15 protein-coding genes are annotated in these 17,521 nt (G+C 61.3%); 6 read left to right on the top strand and 9 right to left on the bottom strand.

Going from position 1 to position 17,521, the window contains the following annotated elements; translation table 11 throughout:
* Positions 1–61: 61 nt before the first annotated feature.
* Both LOY67_RS06580 and pcaR read right to left on the bottom strand, forming a co-directional pair.
* Positions 62–1,408: an MFS transporter gene (locus LOY67_RS06580; RefSeq protein WP_265066466.1), complete on the bottom strand. Its 1,347-nt coding sequence runs from the start codon at positions 1,406–1,408 to the stop codon at positions 62–64.
* A 130-nt stretch (positions 1,409–1,538) separates the two neighbouring features.
* Complete coding sequence (pcaR, locus tag LOY67_RS06575; protein ID WP_265066465.1) at positions 1,539–2,381, bottom strand: pca regulon transcriptional regulator PcaR; 843 nt, start codon at positions 2,379–2,381, stop codon at positions 1,539–1,541.
* A gap of 569 nt (positions 2,382–2,950) precedes the next feature.
* Here pcaR and LOY67_RS06570 point away from each other — a divergent pair.
* Both LOY67_RS06570 and LOY67_RS06565 read left to right on the top strand, forming a co-directional pair.
* Positions 2,951–3,151 (top strand): hypothetical protein, encoded by a 201-nt coding sequence (locus LOY67_RS06570; protein ID WP_080686273.1) that lies wholly within the window; start codon positions 2,951–2,953, stop codon positions 3,149–3,151.
* A 361-nt stretch (positions 3,152–3,512) separates the two neighbouring features.
* Complete coding sequence (locus LOY67_RS06565; protein ID WP_265066464.1) at positions 3,513–4,988, top strand: inorganic phosphate transporter; 1,476 nt, start codon at positions 3,513–3,515, stop codon at positions 4,986–4,988.
* A gap of 252 nt (positions 4,989–5,240) precedes the next feature.
* Here the strand turns inward: LOY67_RS06565 and ccoM are convergent, their stop codons facing one another.
* From ccoM to LOY67_RS06555, 3 genes are all read right to left on the bottom strand, one after another.
* Positions 5,241–5,357: a cytochrome c oxidase subunit CcoM gene (gene ccoM / locus LOY67_RS28330; protein ID WP_025212288.1), complete on the bottom strand. Its 117-nt coding sequence runs from the start codon at positions 5,355–5,357 to the stop codon at positions 5,241–5,243.
* Between the two features lie 145 nt (positions 5,358–5,502).
* Positions 5,503–5,664, bottom strand: a complete 162-nt coding sequence (locus LOY67_RS06560) for a hypothetical protein (protein ID WP_265066463.1) — start codon at positions 5,662–5,664, stop codon at positions 5,503–5,505.
* Between the two features lie 95 nt (positions 5,665–5,759).
* On the bottom strand, positions 5,760–6,101 hold the full coding sequence (locus tag LOY67_RS06555; protein WP_265066462.1) for an aspartate-semialdehyde dehydrogenase: 342 nt from the start codon (positions 6,099–6,101) through the stop codon (positions 5,760–5,762).
* Between the two features lie 235 nt (positions 6,102–6,336).
* On the opposite strand from LOY67_RS06555, the gene rapA reads away from it, so the two are divergent.
* Positions 6,337–9,183, top strand: a complete 2,847-nt coding sequence (gene rapA / locus LOY67_RS06550) for an RNA polymerase-associated protein RapA (protein ID WP_265066461.1) — start codon at positions 6,337–6,339, stop codon at positions 9,181–9,183.
* A gap of 222 nt (positions 9,184–9,405) precedes the next feature.
* Here the strand turns inward: rapA and LOY67_RS06545 are convergent, their stop codons facing one another.
* From LOY67_RS06545 to LOY67_RS06530, 4 genes are all read right to left on the bottom strand, one after another.
* Positions 9,406–10,248 (bottom strand): cache domain-containing protein, encoded by an 843-nt coding sequence (locus tag LOY67_RS06545; RefSeq protein ID WP_413776164.1) that lies wholly within the window; start codon positions 10,246–10,248, stop codon positions 9,406–9,408.
* Positions 10,249–10,516: 268 nt separating this feature from the next.
* Positions 10,517–11,389, bottom strand: a complete 873-nt coding sequence (locus tag LOY67_RS06540) for an ATPase (protein ID WP_265066460.1) — start codon at positions 11,387–11,389, stop codon at positions 10,517–10,519.
* A gap of 107 nt (positions 11,390–11,496) precedes the next feature.
* Positions 11,497–12,480, bottom strand: coding sequence for an NAD-dependent epimerase/dehydratase family protein (locus tag LOY67_RS06535; protein ID WP_265066459.1), 984 nt, complete (start codon positions 12,478–12,480; stop codon positions 11,497–11,499).
* 78 nt (positions 12,481–12,558) lie between these two features.
* Positions 12,559–13,464 (bottom strand): LysR family transcriptional regulator ArgP, encoded by a 906-nt coding sequence (locus LOY67_RS06530; protein WP_265067706.1) that lies wholly within the window; start codon positions 13,462–13,464, stop codon positions 12,559–12,561.
* 91 nt (positions 13,465–13,555) lie between these two features.
* Between LOY67_RS06530 and LOY67_RS06525 the strand changes: the two genes are divergently transcribed.
* The 3 genes from LOY67_RS06525 to LOY67_RS06515 all read left to right on the top strand — a co-directional run bounded on the left by LOY67_RS06525 (position 13,556) and on the right by LOY67_RS06515 (position 17,297).
* Positions 13,556–14,158, top strand: a complete 603-nt coding sequence (locus tag LOY67_RS06525; RefSeq protein ID WP_265066458.1) for a LysE/ArgO family amino acid transporter — start codon at positions 13,556–13,558, stop codon at positions 14,156–14,158.
* Between the two features lie 174 nt (positions 14,159–14,332).
* The gene (locus LOY67_RS06520; protein WP_265066457.1) at positions 14,333–14,929 is read left to right on the top strand and encodes a superoxide dismutase; all 597 of its coding nucleotides are present in this window, start codon (positions 14,333–14,335) and stop codon (positions 14,927–14,929) included.
* A gap of 316 nt (positions 14,930–15,245) precedes the next feature.
* Entirely contained in the window at positions 15,246–17,297 is a 2,052-nt protein-coding gene (locus tag LOY67_RS06515) for a putative bifunctional diguanylate cyclase/phosphodiesterase (protein ID WP_265066456.1), read from the top strand.
* Positions 17,298–17,521: the final 224 nt, after the last annotated feature.

Here is a 17,521-nt window from a genome sequence, read left to right as displayed (position 1 = left end):
GCCTGATACACCGCTATCGCGAGCAGGCTCGCTCCCACAAGGGTTCGCTCAGGTTAGCGGCTCAGGTCGCATCCGCATGGCTGACCATGCCCTTGATCACCACCGCCGTGGTCGCCAGCGCCGCGGGAATGACCAGCGCGGTCAGCACCTGTTCGAAGTTCCAACCCAGGCCCAGCAGCGTCGCCCCCATCCAGGCCCCGAGGATGGCACCGAACCGGCCGATGCCGAGCATCCACGACACGCCCGTGGCCCGGCCTTGGGTCGGATAGAAGCGTGCCGCCAGGGAAGGCATCGCCGATTGCGCGCCGTTGACGCACATGCCGGCCACCAACACCAGGGTGGCAAGCAGGGTGATGCTGCCCAGGCTCTGCCCGACGGCGTAGGCAAATATCCCGGCCATCAGATAGAAAAGGCCGATGACCTTGTGAGGATTGAACCGATCCATCGCCCAACCCACACCCACAGCGCTCAATACGCCACCGAACTGAAACAACGCACCGATAAATGCCGCCTGCTCCATGCCCGCGCCACTGTCGCGCATCAGCGTCGGCAGCCAACTGGTCAGCAGGTAAACGATCACCAGGCCCATGAAATAGGTCAGCCACAGCAGCAACGTACCGGCGCTGTAGGTACCGGAGAAAATCACTGCGAGGACATTGCGGGCCTTCACGGTTTTCTGCTCAGGCACACTGAAGCTGGCTGCCTGGGCGATGGTGGCCGGGTCGATCGGCGCCAGGGCCTTGCGCACCTTGTCGGTGCCGCGATTGCGCACGAGCAGGTAGCGCGCCGATTCCGGCAACCAGAACAGCAGCACCAACGCCAGGATCAGCGGCAGGATCCCGCCGATCAGCAGCAAGCTGTGCCAGCCGAACGCCGGGATCAATTTGGCCGAGATGAAGCCGCCGCCGGCCATCCCCAGGTTGAACCCGCAGAACATGCTGGTCACCAGCAGGGATTTCTTGCGTTCCGGGGTGTACTCCGACAGCAACGTGGTGGCGTTCGGCATCCCTGCGCCCAACCCCAGGCCCGTCAGGAAGCGCAGCACCAGCAATTGCTCGACATTGGCGCTATAGGCCGAGGCCAGGCTGAACGCACCGAACAGCACCACCGCCCCCACCAGTACGACTTTGCGCCCGAAGCGGTCAGCCAGCGGCCCGGAGCCCAGCGCGCCGAAGACCATACCGATCAGCGCGGCGCTCATGACCGGGCCGAGGCTGGCGCGATCGATTCCCCAATCCTGGGACAGCGCCGGGGCGATGAAGCCCATGGCCGCCGTGTCCAGGCCATCGAGGAAAACGATCAGGAAACAGAGGATCACCACCCGCCACTGATAGCGCGAAATGGGTTGCGCATTGATGAAGGACTGCACATCGAGGCAATGGCCTACGGAGGTCTGGGGCTGGTTCATCGGGTCTCTCATTATTATTGTGCCGGGCGGATCGGACCCGATCGCGCCGGATGACGCTGCCGCGACATTAATGAGGCCGGATAAACACCGTCAATTCACCCGAGACGTCTCTGTGCGTTTATCGAACAGCTTAAGCGAACAGCTGCGCGCTCAGGTCCCGGCTGGCCCCCAACAGGCTGGGCAGGAAACGCTGTTCCAACTCATTGCGGCTGACCCGTCCGGCATGGGTACTGACATTCAGCGCCGCCACGACCTGACCGGAAGCGTCGTAGACCGGAACGGCAATCGCCCGCAGGCCCTGCTCCAGCTCCTGATCGACGATGCACCAGCCTTGCAGTCGCACCTGCTGCAGGCACTCGAGCAATGCCTGCGGTGTGTGCAACGTCCGACTGGTCTTGGCCTGCAGGTCGGCGTGGTCGAGGTAGTCACGCAGCGACGCGTCATCCAGGGCCGCCAGGAGAATCCTGCCCATCGAAGTGCAATAGGCCGGCAGGCGTCCACCGACGGACAGATCCACGGAAATCAGCCGCTGGGTGGTGGCCGACCGGGCGATGTAAAGGATGTCGTCGCCCTCGAGCGTCGCCATGTTGCAGGCCTCGTGCAACTGCTCGCTCATGCGGTCCAGGTACGGCTGGGCAGAAACCGCCAGCGGCGTCGACGACAGATAGGCATGGCCGAGGGTCAGCACTTTTGGCAACAGCGAATAGGTGCGCCCGTCGGTGGTGGCGTAGCCGAGTTTGATCAATGTGTGTAGGCAGCGCCTGACAGCGGCGCGAGGGATTTCGGTGCGGTGGCTGATCTGTGCAATGGTCAGGTGGCGCTTGCGCTCCTGGAATGCCTGGACCACGGCCAGCCCACGGGCCAGGGACGTCATGAAGTCCGGATCACCGGTCAGGGCCTGTATCCGTTTGGCCGGCGAGGCGACAATCGGTGGCGCGACTGAAGAGAAGGCATTGCGCAATTGATCGTTCATGTCTGGTGCTTCCCCCGGCGGTGGCGGTTATTACAAACGGCAGCCCGAGGGACAACAAGAGCTGGCCCATCAAGACCGTTCGATTATCGAACCCTCGGCCGATAATCGCAATCGACGAAACCATTCCCGGGAAATCGCCCGACCGCTCAACGAGAGAATCCGCCAATTAGTTTGAAGGACAGCACCCGGCACATTTGACTTTGAACAACGAGGTTGCAATATTGAACTTGTCGCCTTGAACGGCGCGAGGGTATCGGCAGAATGGTATTGTTTGAAACGTAATTGCCACAAGTTGCACAGGCAAACATGGACACACACAACAACCCACCCTTTTAATAATTCCCGATAGTGTTCTTCGGGTGGACCGCTATAATGCAGCTCAGCGACGGTACGGCCCATCGGCCGGTCCGTCCTCAGGTGCCTGAAGCGCCACATGGCCGTTTCCCCTGTATCGGCAACAACACGAAGCCCTGATGCTACGTCAGCTGTCAGCTCTGGTGCCGTGGCCGTCTGCGTGGATACATGCAGTGCGTATCACCAGATTCAATTTCACTTTGCTAGGTAATACTGTGACGAAAGACGAACTGCGCGCGGAACTTGAGCGCCAGGAACAACGTTACAAGGAAGTTTACGGCGGGGAAGTCACCACCTACGCCGCACAACCTGAACCGGAACGCAAACCCTGGCGTAAACGCGCCACTGTTCAGGACCAGGCCTTTTCCCAGGAACTTCAGAAAATGGAAAAGGAACTCAGGCCCGAAGAGCGATGACACGCTTACTCCGAGCCTTTTGAAACGGTTTCCGGTCGGCACCCAGGCCGGACACCGGGCTGGATGCCCGTCATGAGCGGGCCGCCCCTCCTTCCGTTAAGCGGTGGAGGAAACGTGACTGACCTTCTTTTCAGATATTTCATACAACTACCTGGGGCCCTGCTCAGCCTCATGGCGCCCCTTGCTCGCCTGGCTTTTGACCCCGGAATCAATGGGTTGCGCCCCCCTTGGAAAACCTGCCCCCAGAGGGTTTCCTACAAATTATTTCGTTGAAGAATGTTACCGATGAGCAGGCAATGCATCGATCAACGAGGTTTTCTGGCATAATCGCGCCCCCTTATGACCGGGTCAGAAAACCTTCATGATCGATTTATTCAGCGGACTGGATGCTTGGGTGCTTGTGAGCCTCTTGCTCGCCCTGGCTTTTGTCCTCGCCTTCGAGTTCATCAACGGCTTTCATGACACCGCTAACGCGGTTGCCACTGTTATCTACACCAAAGCGATGCCGCCGCACCTGGCGGTGTTCTTTTCCGGGGTGTTCAACTTCCTCGGCGTGCTGCTGGGCGGCGTGGGCGTGGCGTATGCCATCGTTCACCTGTTGCCGGTGGAACTGCTGATCAACGTGAACACCGGGCACGGGCTGGCAATGGTGTTCTCGCTGCTTGCAGCGGCCATTACCTGGAACCTGGGCACCTGGTACTTCGGTATCCCGGCGTCCAGCTCCCATACGTTGATCGGTTCGATCCTCGGCGTGGGCCTGGCCAACGCGTTGATCAACGATATTCCGCTAGGCGATGGGGTGAACTGGCAGAAGGCAATCGATATCGGCGCCTCGCTGGTGTTCTCGCCCATGGCCGGCTTCCTGATTGCAGCCCTGGTGCTGATTGGCCTGAAATGGTGGCGTCCGCTGTCGAAGATGCACAAGACACCGGAACAGCGCCGCAAGCTCGACGACAAGAAGCATCCCCCGTTCTGGAACCGCCTGGTGCTGGTGATCTCGGCCATGGCCGTCAGCTTCGTCCACGGTTCCAACGATGGTCAGAAAGGCATCGGCCTGATCATGCTGGTGCTGATCGGTATCGTCCCCGCGCAATTCGTACTCGACCTGAGCAGCACCACTTACCAGATCGAACGCACCCGCGACGCCACCCTGCACCTGAGCCAGTTCTACCAGCGCAACAGCGAATCCCTGGGTGAATACCTGGCGCTGGGCAAAAGCGTGCCGGGCGACCTGCCGGAGAAATTCCGTTGCAACCCGCAACAGACCGAACCCACCATCAATGCGCTGCTCGACACCCTCAAGGGCGTGGCCGACTACCACTCGCTGCCGGCGGAAAGCCGCATCGAGATTCGTCGCTACCTGCTCTGCCTGGACGACACAGCCAAGAAGGTCGGCAAGTTGCCAAACCTGGCGGCCCGCGAAAAGGACGATCTGAACAAGCTGCGCAAGGACCTGACCGCCACCACCGAATACGCTCCGTTCTGGGTGATCCTGGCCGTTGCCCTGGCGCTGGGCCTGGGCACCATGGTTGGCTGGAAGCGCGTGGTGCTGACCATCGGCGAGAAAATCGGCAGGCAGGGCATGACCTACGCCCAGGGCATGTCGGCGCAGATCACCACCGCGTGCATGATCGGCCTGGCCAACGTCTTCAGCCTGCCGGTATCCACCACCCACGTGCTGTCTTCCGGCGTGGCCGGCACCATGATCGCCAACAAGAGCGGCCTGCAAGGCGGCACGGTACGCAACATCCTGCTGGCCTGGGTACTGACCCTGCCGGCGACGGTGGCGCTGTCGGCCGGATTGTTCTGGCTGGCTTCCAAGGCGCTGGGCAGCTGAGTCCAGCGGCTCATAAAAAAGGTGCGATCCTGGCGGGTCGCACCTTTTTTTATGCCAAATGCATACCCTGTGGGAGCGAGCCTGCTCGCGATAGCGGTGGGTCAGCCACCATTGATACTGGCTGAACTGACGCTATCGCGAGCAGGCTCGCTCCCACAGGGGTTTGGTGTGTGGGCAAGAATCTGGCGCGAAAAAAAAAGGGCGACCGAAGTCGCCCAAAATGCCTTGCGTGCTCGTTGCAGCCGGAAAGACCTATGGTTTTTTGCGCTTGTGTGCGTCTTTCCAGATGAATAATCCAAAGCCGGCGAAAAATACAAACATGAGGCCGACCGTCAACACGCCGGCAAACACCACATTGTCGAAAAACATGATTGGCCTCCTGGTCTTGCCCCTGTTGCGTTGGAGCCAAGTTAACCAATGACGCCTGGATGAGAATTGACCGAGGTCAATAACGCTCGCGACCGAGCGAAAAGGAAGGGAAATAACTGATCTGCATCAATGGATCGAGGGGGCGTCAGCGCTTTTTCGGTTTGCTCTTCGGTTTTTTCTTCGGCTTACCCAAAGGCATGGCCTGCTCGAAAGCCTGGCGGACTTCATTGAGGCGCTTTTCGTTGAGGTCATGAACACGCTTGGCGCGTTCAGCGCTGAGGTCTATCAGTTTGTCGTCTTGGCTCATGGCGTGTCGGCATCATGCAGTGAAGTGCGAATGTGCTCATGATGGGGGCTGTCGGCGGCGTTGACCAGCCTGCATACGCGGGCACATATCGGAAATCAGATCTGGATATCGACCCACAGGCCCTGGCGCGCCTCATCGTCTATCAGCGGCTTCACCGGCACGGTGTTGTCGGCATTGAGTTCAGTCCCCGGTATGGCCAGGTGCTCCTCGGGGTCTTCATCGGCTTCACGACGGCGCCTCTCGCGCTCCTGCTGGCGACGCTGTTCCTCGCGCAACAACAGCGCGGCTTCCTCCGGATCGCGCTGTTGCAGGTCGATGGTGCTTTCGCTGGAGGTCTGTTGTACCGGGACCACGGGCGGGATATCCGGTCGCTGGCGGACCGGATCCTGTTGTGCGGTGATGGGTACGGCGCTCAAGGGGAGCGTGGGTAGCAACATAAAAATCTCCTGTCATCAGGCTATCGGCTGTGGCGCAGACAGCTTGAACCGCTGGTCCGAAACTTGTGACCCGGTTGGCATTAACGCAGGGCAGGCGCAAGCCTGTTTGATCGCAGAACCGGCTGAAGTTCCATCGGACCGGCCGCTATAACGGCCTTTAAAGTGCTTAATTCCTTTGGTCTGAGGGATCATTCCGTTAAGATAATCGGCTTTTTCAAGGCGGGAGTCAGGCAGCATGGCGCAGCAGTATCAACCGGGGCAACGCTGGATCAGTGACAGCGAAGCCGAGCTGGGTTTAGGCACCGTTCTGGCACAGGACGGCCGCTTGTTGACCGTGCTCTATCCGGCCACTGGCGATACCCGCCAGTACGCGCTACGGAATGCGCCTCTTACACGGGTACGGTTTTCGCCGGGCGACGTGATCACCCACTTCGAAGGCTGGAAGATGACCGTGCGCGAAGTCGATGACGTCGATGGGCTGCTGGTTTATCACGGTCTCAACGGGCAGAACGAAGTCGTCACCCTGCCGGAAACCCAGCTGTCGAACTTCATCCAGTTCCGCCTGGCCAGCGACCGTCTGTTCGCCGGCCAGATCGACCCGCTGGCCTGGTTCTCCCTGCGCTACCACACCCTGGAGCACACCAGCCGCCAGTTGCAGTCCTCGCTCTGGGGCCTGGGTGGCGTACGCGCCCAGCCTATCGCCCACCAGTTGCACATCGCCCGGGAAGTCGCCGACCGTATTGCACCGCGGGTGTTGCTGGCGGACGAAGTGGGGTTGGGCAAGACCATCGAAGCCGGCCTGGTCATCCATCGCCAACTGCTGTCCGGTCGCGCCAGCCGCGTGCTGATCCTGGTTCCGGAAAACCTTCAGCACCAGTGGCTGGTGGAAATGCGCCGGCGCTTCAACCTGCAGGTCGCTCTGTTCGATGAAGAGCGCTTCATCGAAAGCGATGCGAGCAACCCGTTCGAAGACACGCAACTGGCGCTGGTGGCGCTGGAATGGCTGGTGGACGACGAGAAGGCCCAGGACGCGCTGTTCGCCGCCGGCTGGGACCTGATGGTGGTCGACGAAGCCCATCACCTGGTATGGCACGAGGATCAGGTCAGCCCGCAATACGCGCTGGTCGAACAGCTTGCCGAGACGATCCCGGGCGTACTGTTGCTGACCGCGACGCCGGAACAATTGGGCCAGGACAGCCACTTCGCCCGCCTGCGCCTGCTGGACCCGAACCGTTTCCACGACCTCAAGGCCTTCCGCGCCGAAAGCGAAAACTACCGCCCGGTGGCCGAGGCCGTGCAGGAACTGCTGGACAAGGGCCGTCTCTCGCCCGAAGCCCACCAGACCATCCACGGCTTCCTGGGCAATGAAGGCGAAGCGCTGCTGACCGCCGTCAATGATGGCGACGTCGAAGCCAGTGCCCGCCTGGTCCGCGAACTGCTGGACCGTCACGGCACCGGCCGCGTGCTGTTCCGCAACACCCGCGCCGCCGTCCAGGGCTTCCCGGAGCGTAAGCTGCATGCCTATCCGCTGCCGTGCCCGGCCGAATACCTCGAGCTGCCCCTGGGCGATCACGCCGAGCTGTACCCGGAAGTCAGCTTCCAGGCCCAGCCGGACGCCAGCGAAGAAGAACGCTGGTGGAAATTCGACCCGCGCGTCGAGTGGCTGATCGACCAGCTGAAAATGCTCAAGCGCACCAAGGTGCTGGTGATCTGTGCCCACGCCGAAACCGCCATGGACCTGGAGGACGCCTTGCGCGTGCGCTCCGGCATCCCGGCCACGACGTTCCACGAAGGCATGAGCATCCTGGAGCGTGACCGCGCAGCGGCCTATTTCGCCGATGAAGAATTCGGCGCCCAAGTGCTGATCTGCTCGGAAATCGGCAGCGAGGGCCGTAACTTCCAGTTCGCCCATCACCTGGTGTTGTTCGATCTGCCGGCGCACCCGGACCTGCTGGAGCAGCGTATCGGTCGTCTGGACCGAATCGGCCAGAAGCACACCATCGAACTGCATGCGCCATATCTGGAAACCAGCCCGCAGGCGCGCCTGTTCCAGTGGTATCACGAAGCGCTGAATGCGTTCCTCAACACCTGCCCGACCGGCAACGCCCTGCAGCATCAGTTCGGCCCACGCCTGCTGCCGTTGCTGGAAGAAGCCGACGATGGCCAGTGGCAAGCGCTGATCGACGAGGCCCGCGCCGAACGCGAACGCCTGGAAGCCGAGCTGCACAGCGGCCGCGACCGGCTGCTGGAGCTCAATTCCGGTGGCACCGGTGAGGGCGATGCGCTGGTGGAAGCCATTCTCGAACAGGACGACCAGTTCGCCCTGCCGATCTATATGGAAACCCTGTTCGACGCGTTCGGCATCGACAGCGAGGACCATTCGGACAACGCGCTGATCCTCAAGCCGAGCGAAAAAATGCTCGATGCCAGCTTCCCGCTGGGCGACGACGAAGGCGTGACCATTACCTACGACCGCAACCAGGCGCTGTCCCGCGAGGACATGCAGTTCATCACCTGGGAACACCCGATGGTGCAAGGCGGCATGGACCTGGTGCTGTCCGGCTCCATGGGCAACACGGCCGTGGCCCTGATCAAGAACAAGGCCCTCAAGCCCGGTACCGTGCTGCTGGAGCTGCTCTACGTCAGTGAAGTGGTTGCCCCGCGCTCGCTGCAACTGGGCCGTTACCTGCCACCGGCCGCCCTGCGCTGCCTGCTGGACAGCAACGGTAACGACCTGGCGGCCCGGGTTTCGTTCGAGACCTTGAACGATCAGCTCGAAAGCGTGCCACGCGCCAGCGCCAACAAGTTCATCCAGGCCCAGCGCGATCAACTCACCCCGCGCATCAATGCCGGCGAAGAGAAGATCGCTCCCCGGCACGCCGAGCGCGTGGCCGAGGCCCAACGTCGCCTGGCGGCCGATACAGACGAAGAACTGGCCCGCCTGACCGCCTTGCAAGCCGTCAACCCGACTGTGCGCGACAGCGAACTGGTGGCCCTGCGCCAACAGCGCGAGCAAGGCCTGGCGATGCTGGAAAAAGCTGCCTTGCGCCTGGAAGCGATCCGGGTGTTGGTGGCGGGCTGATTGCCTTAGGAACCAAACAAGAAGCCCGCAGCGAATGCGGGCTTTTTTGTACCTGTGGCGAGGGGATTTATCCCCGCTGGGTTGCGCAGCAACCCCTTGCGTTCTCTCTAACACATCCAACGGCTGAGATCATGGGGTCTGCTTCGCAGCCCAACGGGGCGGTGCGACGTTTCGCTAAATCCCCTCGCCACAAGGGCGCGTCAGTGCAAGACCTCACCGGGTTTACGGGCTGTAATACCCCACCGCCACCAGGAAATGCCCGACCTTCTTCAGGTAGGCGTGTTTGTCCTCGACTTTGCCAGTCACCGGGTTCTTCCAGCGATAGGCATACTCCCCCACATCCTGCTTGCCGATCATTGCCAGGATCGGCTCGCCCACCGGCTTGCCACCCGGGTCCTTGACCTTGGCGAAATCGGTATCGATCAACCGCAGATTGGTGCCATGAGCAACATAGCGTCGGGTATCGAGGTCAACGACGAAGACGTACAAATCATCCTGCAAGTACCCGCCTTTGAGGGAGTTGACGGCCGTCAACGTGGCCTTCTCGTTCTTCTGCAGGTCGTTTGAAGCCTTGTCCAGTAGCGCCCGGGCCTGTTCGGCAGAAGCCCGTGGCAGGTAATAGCCGACGGCCAGGATTCGCTCGCCGACTCGCTGGAAATACACATGCTTGCGTTCGACCTTGCCGTCCGCCCAGTTCTGCCAACGGTAGTCGGCCTGCTGGATCCCGCTGCCCTCGGGAGTTTTCAGGGCGTCCTTGAAACCCTTGCGCAGGTCTGGTCCCAACACCTCGGAAACGTCACGCCCGATCAGTGCCGCAGAAGGCCCGCCGCTGGCGAGCATCACGCCCCGGGTGTCCAGCACGAACACGTAGCGATCCTTGTCGACGAAATCCCCCTGCCGACTGAAGGCGGCAAAGGCTTTGTCACCGTGGTCGTGGTAGTAGGCCAAGGCCTTTTCCAGCAACCCCCGGGCCGCCCGGCCGTCATCCGCTGGCGCGGCATGCACCTGTGCCAGCCCCAGCACCAACAGTGCGCCCAGCCAGGCCATCTTCTGAAAAATTCCCATACCGCGCCCCCGTTCTTGTTGGTATTTCAAGAGAGTAACTGGCATGGGGTGATGTGGAAGTATTCAGGAAACTGCGGTGGAGACATCAGACCCGCGACCGCTGGAAAACAACTGTGGGAGCGAGCCTGCTCGCGATGACGCCCGCACAGTCGAGATTTCTGCCAACTGAACCATCGCCATCGCGAGCAGGCTCGCTCCCACAGGGATCTGTGGTGAATTTAAGTTCTCTGGGTACCTGGAAAACCGTGGGAGCAGGCTCCCACAGTTTTTACTGAGCCCGGGCGCTGAGCTGCTGTTGCAGATGCTGGATCTGCGCTTGCAGGGTATTGATGTTGCGGGTGACCTGGCCACGGAAGGCGTCGAATTCGGCGGTGTTGCCGTTATCCTGCTGGCTCTTGAGCACTATCATGTCCTGCTCCAGGCGCTCGATGGCAGGGTTCTGGCTGTTCCTTTTCAGCGCGGTGATATCGGCACCGATGCTCTTGAGCTGGGCATCGAGCACGCCGCCTTCGCCCTGGTTCTTCAGGGCGGTCACTTCCGCCGCCAGCGTCTTGAGCTGGGCTTGGAGCTCCTTGTTGGCAGCTTGCAGTTGAGTGCTGGTGTTCTGCTGCTCAGTGGCCTGGGCAATGAGCTGGGCCAGTTCCTTGTCCAGGTCGGCGGATGGACCGAACGTAGCCTGCTGCTGTTTGTACTGTTCCTGCAGCTTGCTTTCGAATAGCCGGGCCTGCTCTTGCAGCTTGTTGTCCAGCTGTTTGATCTGCAGCTTCAAGGCTTCACTGTCGCTCATGACATTGGACTGACCGGCCACCACCTTGCCGGAAATGTCCTGCAAGCGTCCCGCCGCGTCCTCACTGATCCGCGCGAAGCTCTCCTGGGTCGCCACCAATTGCTGCTCCATCAGGGAAATCTGCTGGAAGCTCCACCAGGCCAGGAAGCCGAACGCACACAGCAACGCGCCGACCAGCGCCCACAGCGGCCCGGTGCTGGGGCCCTTGACCTTGGCCGCCGCCACGGGTGCGGGACGCGCCTGCACATGCGGTTGACGGTTGGGCAGGAAGTCGTCGTCATCGGGGATGTCGGCACGCATCCGCAGGCTCGGTACATCGTCGAAGTCGTCGTGTTCATCATTACGCGTGGGCATGGATTCAACCTTTGAAAAACCAGTAATGGCTTGATGCGGCGAGTATAACCCCCTCGCCCGCCGCACCGATTGACCCCGAACCCGGCAGTCGGTTCATGACGGGCCGATCAGCGGGCTTTCCACCAGGTGCAGAATTCATCGAGGGCGGCCCACAGGCTGACCTGCGGATCGTAATCGAGATAATGCCGGGCCCGGCTGATGTCGAGGGTGAAATTCTTGTTCATGACCTGCATGCCCAGGCGCGACAGCGTCGGTTCGGGACGACCCGGCCACAATTTACAGGCCCCTTCGTTCAACGCTGCAACGCTGTAGGCCAGCTTGTAGGAACGGTAACGCCTGACCTGTGGGACGTCCATCTGCCGCATCACATAGTTGACCACGTCCCACAGCGGAATCGGCGCCCCGTTGCTGATGTTGTAGGCCTTGCCCAAGGCTGAACCGGTGGCCAACAGGCTGCTGAGCAGCGCCTCGTTGAGGTTGTGCACGCTGGTGAAATCGACCTTGTTCAAACCATTGCCGACAATCGCCAGGCGCCCCTTGCGCTGCATGTTCAACAGGCGCGGGAAGATGCTCATGTCACCGGCGCCGGTCACGAAGCGCGGCCGCAGGGCCAGCACTTCAAGGCCGAACTCCTGGGCGCCGAAGACTTTCTGCTCGGCCAGGTATTTGGTCGCGGCGTAGGGATGGCCGAAGCGCTTGGGCACCTGCTCTTCGGTCAGCCCGAGGTGGTCACGGCCATCGAAATAGATCGAGGGGGACGACAGGTGTACCAGGCGCCGGACCTTTTGCTTGAGGCAGGCCTCGACCACATTTTCCGTGAGCTGGACGTTGCCCTGGTGAAAATCCTGATAGCGCCCCCACAACCCCACGGAACCGGCGCAATGCACCACGGCCTCGACGTCCAGGCACAGATCACGGGCCAACAATGGGTCGCTCAGATCCCCCGGGACGAATTGCGCACCGCGCCGCACCAGGTGCTCCACGCTCTCGGCCCGGCGTCCGTTGACCCGTACATCCAGGCCCTGCTCCAGGGCGAACCGCGCAAAGCGCCCGCCGATGAAGCCGCTTGCGCCGGTAACCAGAATTTTCATGAATACTCCCAACCCATGCCGCGGCAACCCTTGGGCCGCCACGGCAAATTAATCTGTGCGCCGCTTGCGGCTTGACGCTCATTGCGGCTCCCAAGGCACCAGCCAGCGCCTCGAGAAGTGGATCAATCGCTCGGTCAACAACCCGAGCAACTGTCCGCCATTGCGCCAATGATGCCAGTACAACGGCACATCGATCGGTTTATCTGCCAGCAACTCCACCAGCACGCCACGCGCCAGTTGCTCGCGCATCTGCAATTCCGGCACCAGCCCCCAGCCAAGCCCGGCTTCGGCGAGGCGGATGAAACCTTCGGACGACGGGCACAAATGGTGCTCGAAACCGCCTTCGACGCCGAGGGAAGCGAGGTAGCGGTGTTGCAGGAAATCATCCGGACCGAACACCAGGGCCGGCGTGCGGGCCAGTTGATCGGCGCGCACGCCATCGGGGAAGTGCCGGGCGATGAAGGCCGGGCTCGCCAGCGCACGGTAGCGCATGGCCCCCAGCAAGACACTGCGCGCACCGGCCACCGGGCGTTCGCTGGCGCAGACACACGCCGCCACTTCGCCGGCACGCATGCGTTTGAGGCCAACGGTCTGGTCCTCGACCACCAGGTCCAGCAACAGGTGATGTTCGGCGCAGAAATCGCCCACGGCCCCCGCCCACCAGGTCGCCAGGCTGTCGGCATTCAGAGCGATGCGCAGACGTTCCGGCAGCCCGTCTTCATCCAGTGCCGGCACCAGGCTTTGCAGATCGCGCTCGAGCAAACGCACCTGCTGCACATGGTTGAGCAGACGGCGACCGATCTCGGTGGGGGCTGGCGGCGTGGCGCGTACCAGCACCGGCTGGCCGACCCGTGCCTCCAGCAGTTTGATCCGTTGGGAAATGGCCGATTGCGACAACCCCAGCACTTGGGCGGCGCGCTCGAAACCGGCCTGCTCCACCACCGCCGCCAGGGCAGCCAGCAATTTGTAATCGAACATCAGTATTCCTAATGAGCAATCAGCAAGATTGGTTTTTCTTATACAGCGTTCCACTCGAAAATGGCCAGCATTCGCACACTGACCGGGGATTGAATCTATGTGGCAAAGCTATCTGAACGGCCTGTTGGTGGCCCTCGGGCTGATCATGGCCATCGGCGCCCAGAACGCGTTTGTGCTGGCCCAGAGCCTGCGTCGCGAACATCATTTGCCCGTGGCGGCGCTGTGCGTCACCTGCGATGCGCTGCTGGTCATGGCCGGCGTATTCGGGTTGGCTACGCTGCTGGCCCAGAGTCCGCTGTTGCTGTCGATTGCCCGCTGGGGCGGTGCGGCGTTCCTGCTCTGGTACGGCAGCCTGGCCTTGCGTCGGGCCTGTTCGAAGCAGAGCCTGCAACAAGGCGAGAACCAGGCTGTGCGCTCGTTGCGGGCGGTATTGCTCAGTGCGCTGGCCGTGACACTGCTCAACCCCCACGTCTACCTCGACACCGTGCTGCTGATCGGCTCCCTCGGTGCCCAGCAGAGCGTGCCGGGGGCCTATGTCGTGGGCGCCGCCAGCGCCTCGCTGCTATGGTTCTTCACCCTGGCCTGCGGCGCCGCATGGCTGGCCCCCTGGCTGGCTCGCCCGAGCACCTGGCGGATCCTCGACCTGCTGGTGGCGGTAATGATGTTCACCGTCGCGGTGCAACTGATCGTCATGGGCTGATTATTCAAAACCGCTCTGGAACCTCTATCCCACACAGTTGTTGCGTGGTTATGCCGCACCCCCGGTGCTATGATCCGACCCTGCGCCGCAAAGAGTACAAACTCCCCGGCGCTAGTCCGGCCGCCCGTGATCGGCCTTGCGCTCACCGCAACTGACCTGATTAGGAGAATCACCATGGCTTTCGAATTGCCGCCGCTGCCCTACGCACACGATGCACTGCAGCCGCACATCTCCAAAGAGACTTTGGAATTCCACCACGACAAGCACCACAACACCTACGTCGTGAACCTGAACAACCTGGTGCCTGGCACCGAGTTCGAAGGCAAGACCCTGGAAGAAATCGTCAAGACTTCCTCGGGCGGTATCTTCAACAACGCCGCTCAGGTCTGGAACCACACCTTCTACTGGAACTGCCTGGCGCCCAACGCCGGCGGTCAACCTATCGGCGCACTGGCCGAAGCCATCAACAAGGCCTTCGGTTCGTTCGACAAGTTCAAGGAAGAGTTCAGCAAGACTTCCATCGGCACCTTCGGCTCCGGCTGGGGCTGGCTGGTGAAAAAGGCTGACGGTTCCCTGGCCCTGGCCAGCACCATCGGCGCCGGCAACCCGTTGACCAGTGGCGACACCCCGCTGCTGACCTGCGACGTCTGGGAACACGCCTACTACATCGACTACCGCAACCTTCGCCCGAAATACGTCGAAGCGTTCTGGAACCTGGTCAACTGGAAATTCGTGGCAGAGCAGTTCGAAGGCAAGGCTTTCACCGCCTAAGCTTCGTTCCAGGCCTCGATGCCAGACAAAAGAACCCGGCACCTTGCCGGGTTTTTTTCATCCCGCATAAATTTCACCGCCCCTTTCCGAGCGGATGACCTCACGTCCGAATCCCAACAAAAAATTCCTCAAGCCCTCAAGTTGCGGGCCTCTGCAACCGACACAATGACCGTAGAGCAATCACTCTGGAAAAACCGTATATCGGCCATGCTCCGGGCAAAATCCCTTGTGTTTGATTGTCCCTTTGACTGACATCACAGGATTGCCAATACTCATGGCAACTTGACGCTACCCGCACGGTACAAGGAATCCCTCTTTGAAGCTGGAACTCAAGAACAGCTTGTCTGTGAAGTTGCTCCGGGTCGTGCTCCTTTCGGCATTGATCGTTGGCGTGATTTTGAGCTGTGCTCAGATCGTGTTCGATGCCTACAAAACCAACCGGGCCGTTGCCAGCGACGCCCAACGCATCCTCGATATGTTTCGCGATCCCTCGACCCAGGCCGTCTACAGCCTCGACCGGGAAATGGGCATGCAGGTGATCGAAGGGCTGTTCCAGGACGAAGCCGTCCGCATGGCCTCCATCGGTCACCCTCACGAAACCATGCTCGCCGAAAAGACCCGGCCCTTGCAGCACTCCGAAAGCCGTTGGCTGACCGACCTGATCCTGGGCAAGGAACGTACCTTCACCACGCAATTGGTTGGCCGCGGCCCCTACAGCGAATACTACGGCGACCTGAGCATCACCCTGGACACCGCCACCTACGGCCAGAGCTTCATCATCAGCTCGGTCATCATTTTCATCTCCGGCATGCTGCGGGCCCTGGCAATGGGCCTGGTGCTGTACTTGGTCTATCACTGGCTGCTGACCAAGCCGCTGTCCCGGATCATCGAGCACCTGACCGAAATCAACCCCGACCGCCCCAGCGAACACAAGATCCCGCAGTTGCGAGGCCATGAGCAGAATGAGCTGGGCCTGTGGATCAACACGGCCAACCAGTTGCTCGCCTCCATCGAGCGCAATACGCACCTGCGCCACGAAGCGGAAAACAGCTTGCTGCGGATGGCCCAGTACGACTTTCTCACCGGCCTGCCCAACCGCCAGCAGCTCCAGCAGCAACTGGACAAGATCCTGGTGGACGCCGGCCGCCTGCAACGTCGGGTCGCGGTATTGTGCGTGGGACTGGATGACTTCAAGAGCATCAACGAACAGTTCAGCTACCAGACCGGCGACCAGTTGCTGCTGGCCCTGGCTGACCGGCTGCGGGCCCACAGCGGGCGCCTGGGTGCGCTGGCACGGCTGGGCGGCGATCAGTTCGCCCTGGTCCAGGCCGACATCGAACAGCCTTACGAAGCCGCCGAACTGTCGCAAAGCATCCTTGACGACCTGGAGGCGCCATTCGCCCTCGACGACCAGGAAATCCGCCTGCGCGCCACCATCGGCATCACGCTGTTCCCCGAAGACGGCGACAGCACCGAGAAGCTGCTACAGAAAGCCGAACAGACCATGACCCTGGCCAAGAGCCGCTCGCGCAACCGCTATCAGTTCTATATCGCCAGCGTCGACAGCGAAATGCGCCGCCGTCGCGAGCTGGAAAAAGACTTGCGCGACGCTCTGGTTCGCGATCAGTTCACCCTGGTCTACCAGCCACAGATCAGCTACCGCGACTTGCGGGTGGTGGGCACCGAAGCCCTGATTCGCTGGCACCATCCCGAACACGGTTTCGTGCCGCCGGATCTGTTCATTCCACTGGCCGAGCAGAACGGCACCATCATCGCCATCGGCGAATGGGTGCTGGACCAGGCCTGCAAGCAACTGCGCGAATGGCACGACCAGGGGTTCGTCGAAATGCGCATGGCGGTCAACCTGTCCACGGTGCAACTGCACCACGCCGAACTGCCGCGGGTGGTGAACAATTTCCTGCAGATGTACCGGTTGCCACCTCGCAGCCTGGAACTCGAGGTCACCGAAACCGGCCTGATGGAAGACATCACCACCGCCGCCCAACACCTGCTGAGCCTGCGCCGCTCCGGCGCGCTGATTGCCATCGACGACTTCGGGACCGGCTATTCGTCCCTGAGTTACCTCAAGAGCCTGCCGCTGGACAAGATCAAGATCGACAAGAGCTTCGTCCAGGACCTGCTCGATGACGAAGACGACGCGACCATCGTCCGCGCCATCATCCAGTTGGGTAAAAGCCTCGGGATGCAGGTGATCGCCGAAGGTGTCGAGACGGTGGAACAGGAAGCCTACATCATCGCCGAGGGCTGCCATGAAGGTCAGGGCTACTACTACAGCAAACCCCTGCCGGCACGGGAGCTGGGGGTTTATCTGAAACAGGCGCAGCGCAGCAAGGCCTCCATTCTCTGACGCTCTGAAGATCGCAGGTACTGGCGAAGCCTGCGATTTTGATTTCACCTGGGACTCAAGTGTCTGGGGAAAGATCGCAGCCTCGCGTTGCTCGGCAGCTCCTACCCCATCTGCATTTATTAAATAAGAAATATTTACAGGCACAGCCCTTTACACATAATGCAAATCTTTCGCATTATGTCGCAGTTTTTGCGCACCCTCGCGCCAGTCCCGTCCATTTTCGA

Source organism: Pseudomonas sp. B21-056 (assembly GCF_026016325.1).
Taxonomy (GTDB): domain Bacteria; phylum Pseudomonadota; class Gammaproteobacteria; order Pseudomonadales; family Pseudomonadaceae; genus Aquipseudomonas.
Note: the sequence above shows the minus strand (reverse complement) of the source record. Positions and strands in the feature narration are given on the sequence as shown.

Excerpts from the sequence above, each read along its gene's own strand:
- pcaR (WP_265066465.1), bottom strand. The coding sequence starts at position 2,381 with ATGAACGATCAATTGCGCAATGCCTTCTCTTCAGTCGCGCCACCGATT.
- LOY67_RS06545 (WP_413776164.1), bottom strand. The coding sequence starts at position 10,248 with ATGGGAATTTTTCAGAAGATGGCCTGGCTGGGCGCACTGTTGGTGCTG.
- LOY67_RS06565 (WP_265066464.1), top strand. The coding sequence starts at position 3,513 with ATGATCGATTTATTCAGCGGACTGGATGCTTGGGTGCTTGTGAGCCTC.
- ccoM (WP_025212288.1), bottom strand. The coding sequence starts at position 5,357 with ATGTTTTTCGACAATGTGGTGTTTGCCGGCGTGTTGACGGTCGGCCTC.
- LOY67_RS06580 (WP_265066466.1), bottom strand. The coding sequence starts at position 1,408 with ATGAACCAGCCCCAGACCTCCGTAGGCCATTGCCTCGATGTGCAGTCC.
- LOY67_RS06525 (WP_265066458.1), top strand. The coding sequence starts at position 13,556 with ATGTGGCAAAGCTATCTGAACGGCCTGTTGGTGGCCCTCGGGCTGATC.
- rapA (WP_265066461.1), top strand. The coding sequence starts at position 6,337 with ATGGCGCAGCAGTATCAACCGGGGCAACGCTGGATCAGTGACAGCGAA.
- LOY67_RS06540 (WP_265066460.1), bottom strand. The coding sequence starts at position 11,389 with ATGCCCACGCGTAATGATGAACACGACGACTTCGACGATGTACCGAGC.
- LOY67_RS06535 (WP_265066459.1), bottom strand. The coding sequence starts at position 12,480 with ATGAAAATTCTGGTTACCGGCGCAAGCGGCTTCATCGGCGGGCGCTTT.
- LOY67_RS06560 (WP_265066463.1), bottom strand. The coding sequence starts at position 5,664 with ATGAGCCAAGACGACAAACTGATAGACCTCAGCGCTGAACGCGCCAAG.
- LOY67_RS06555 (WP_265066462.1), bottom strand. The coding sequence starts at position 6,101 with ATGTTGCTACCCACGCTCCCCTTGAGCGCCGTACCCATCACCGCACAA.
- LOY67_RS06520 (WP_265066457.1), top strand. The coding sequence starts at position 14,333 with ATGGCTTTCGAATTGCCGCCGCTGCCCTACGCACACGATGCACTGCAG.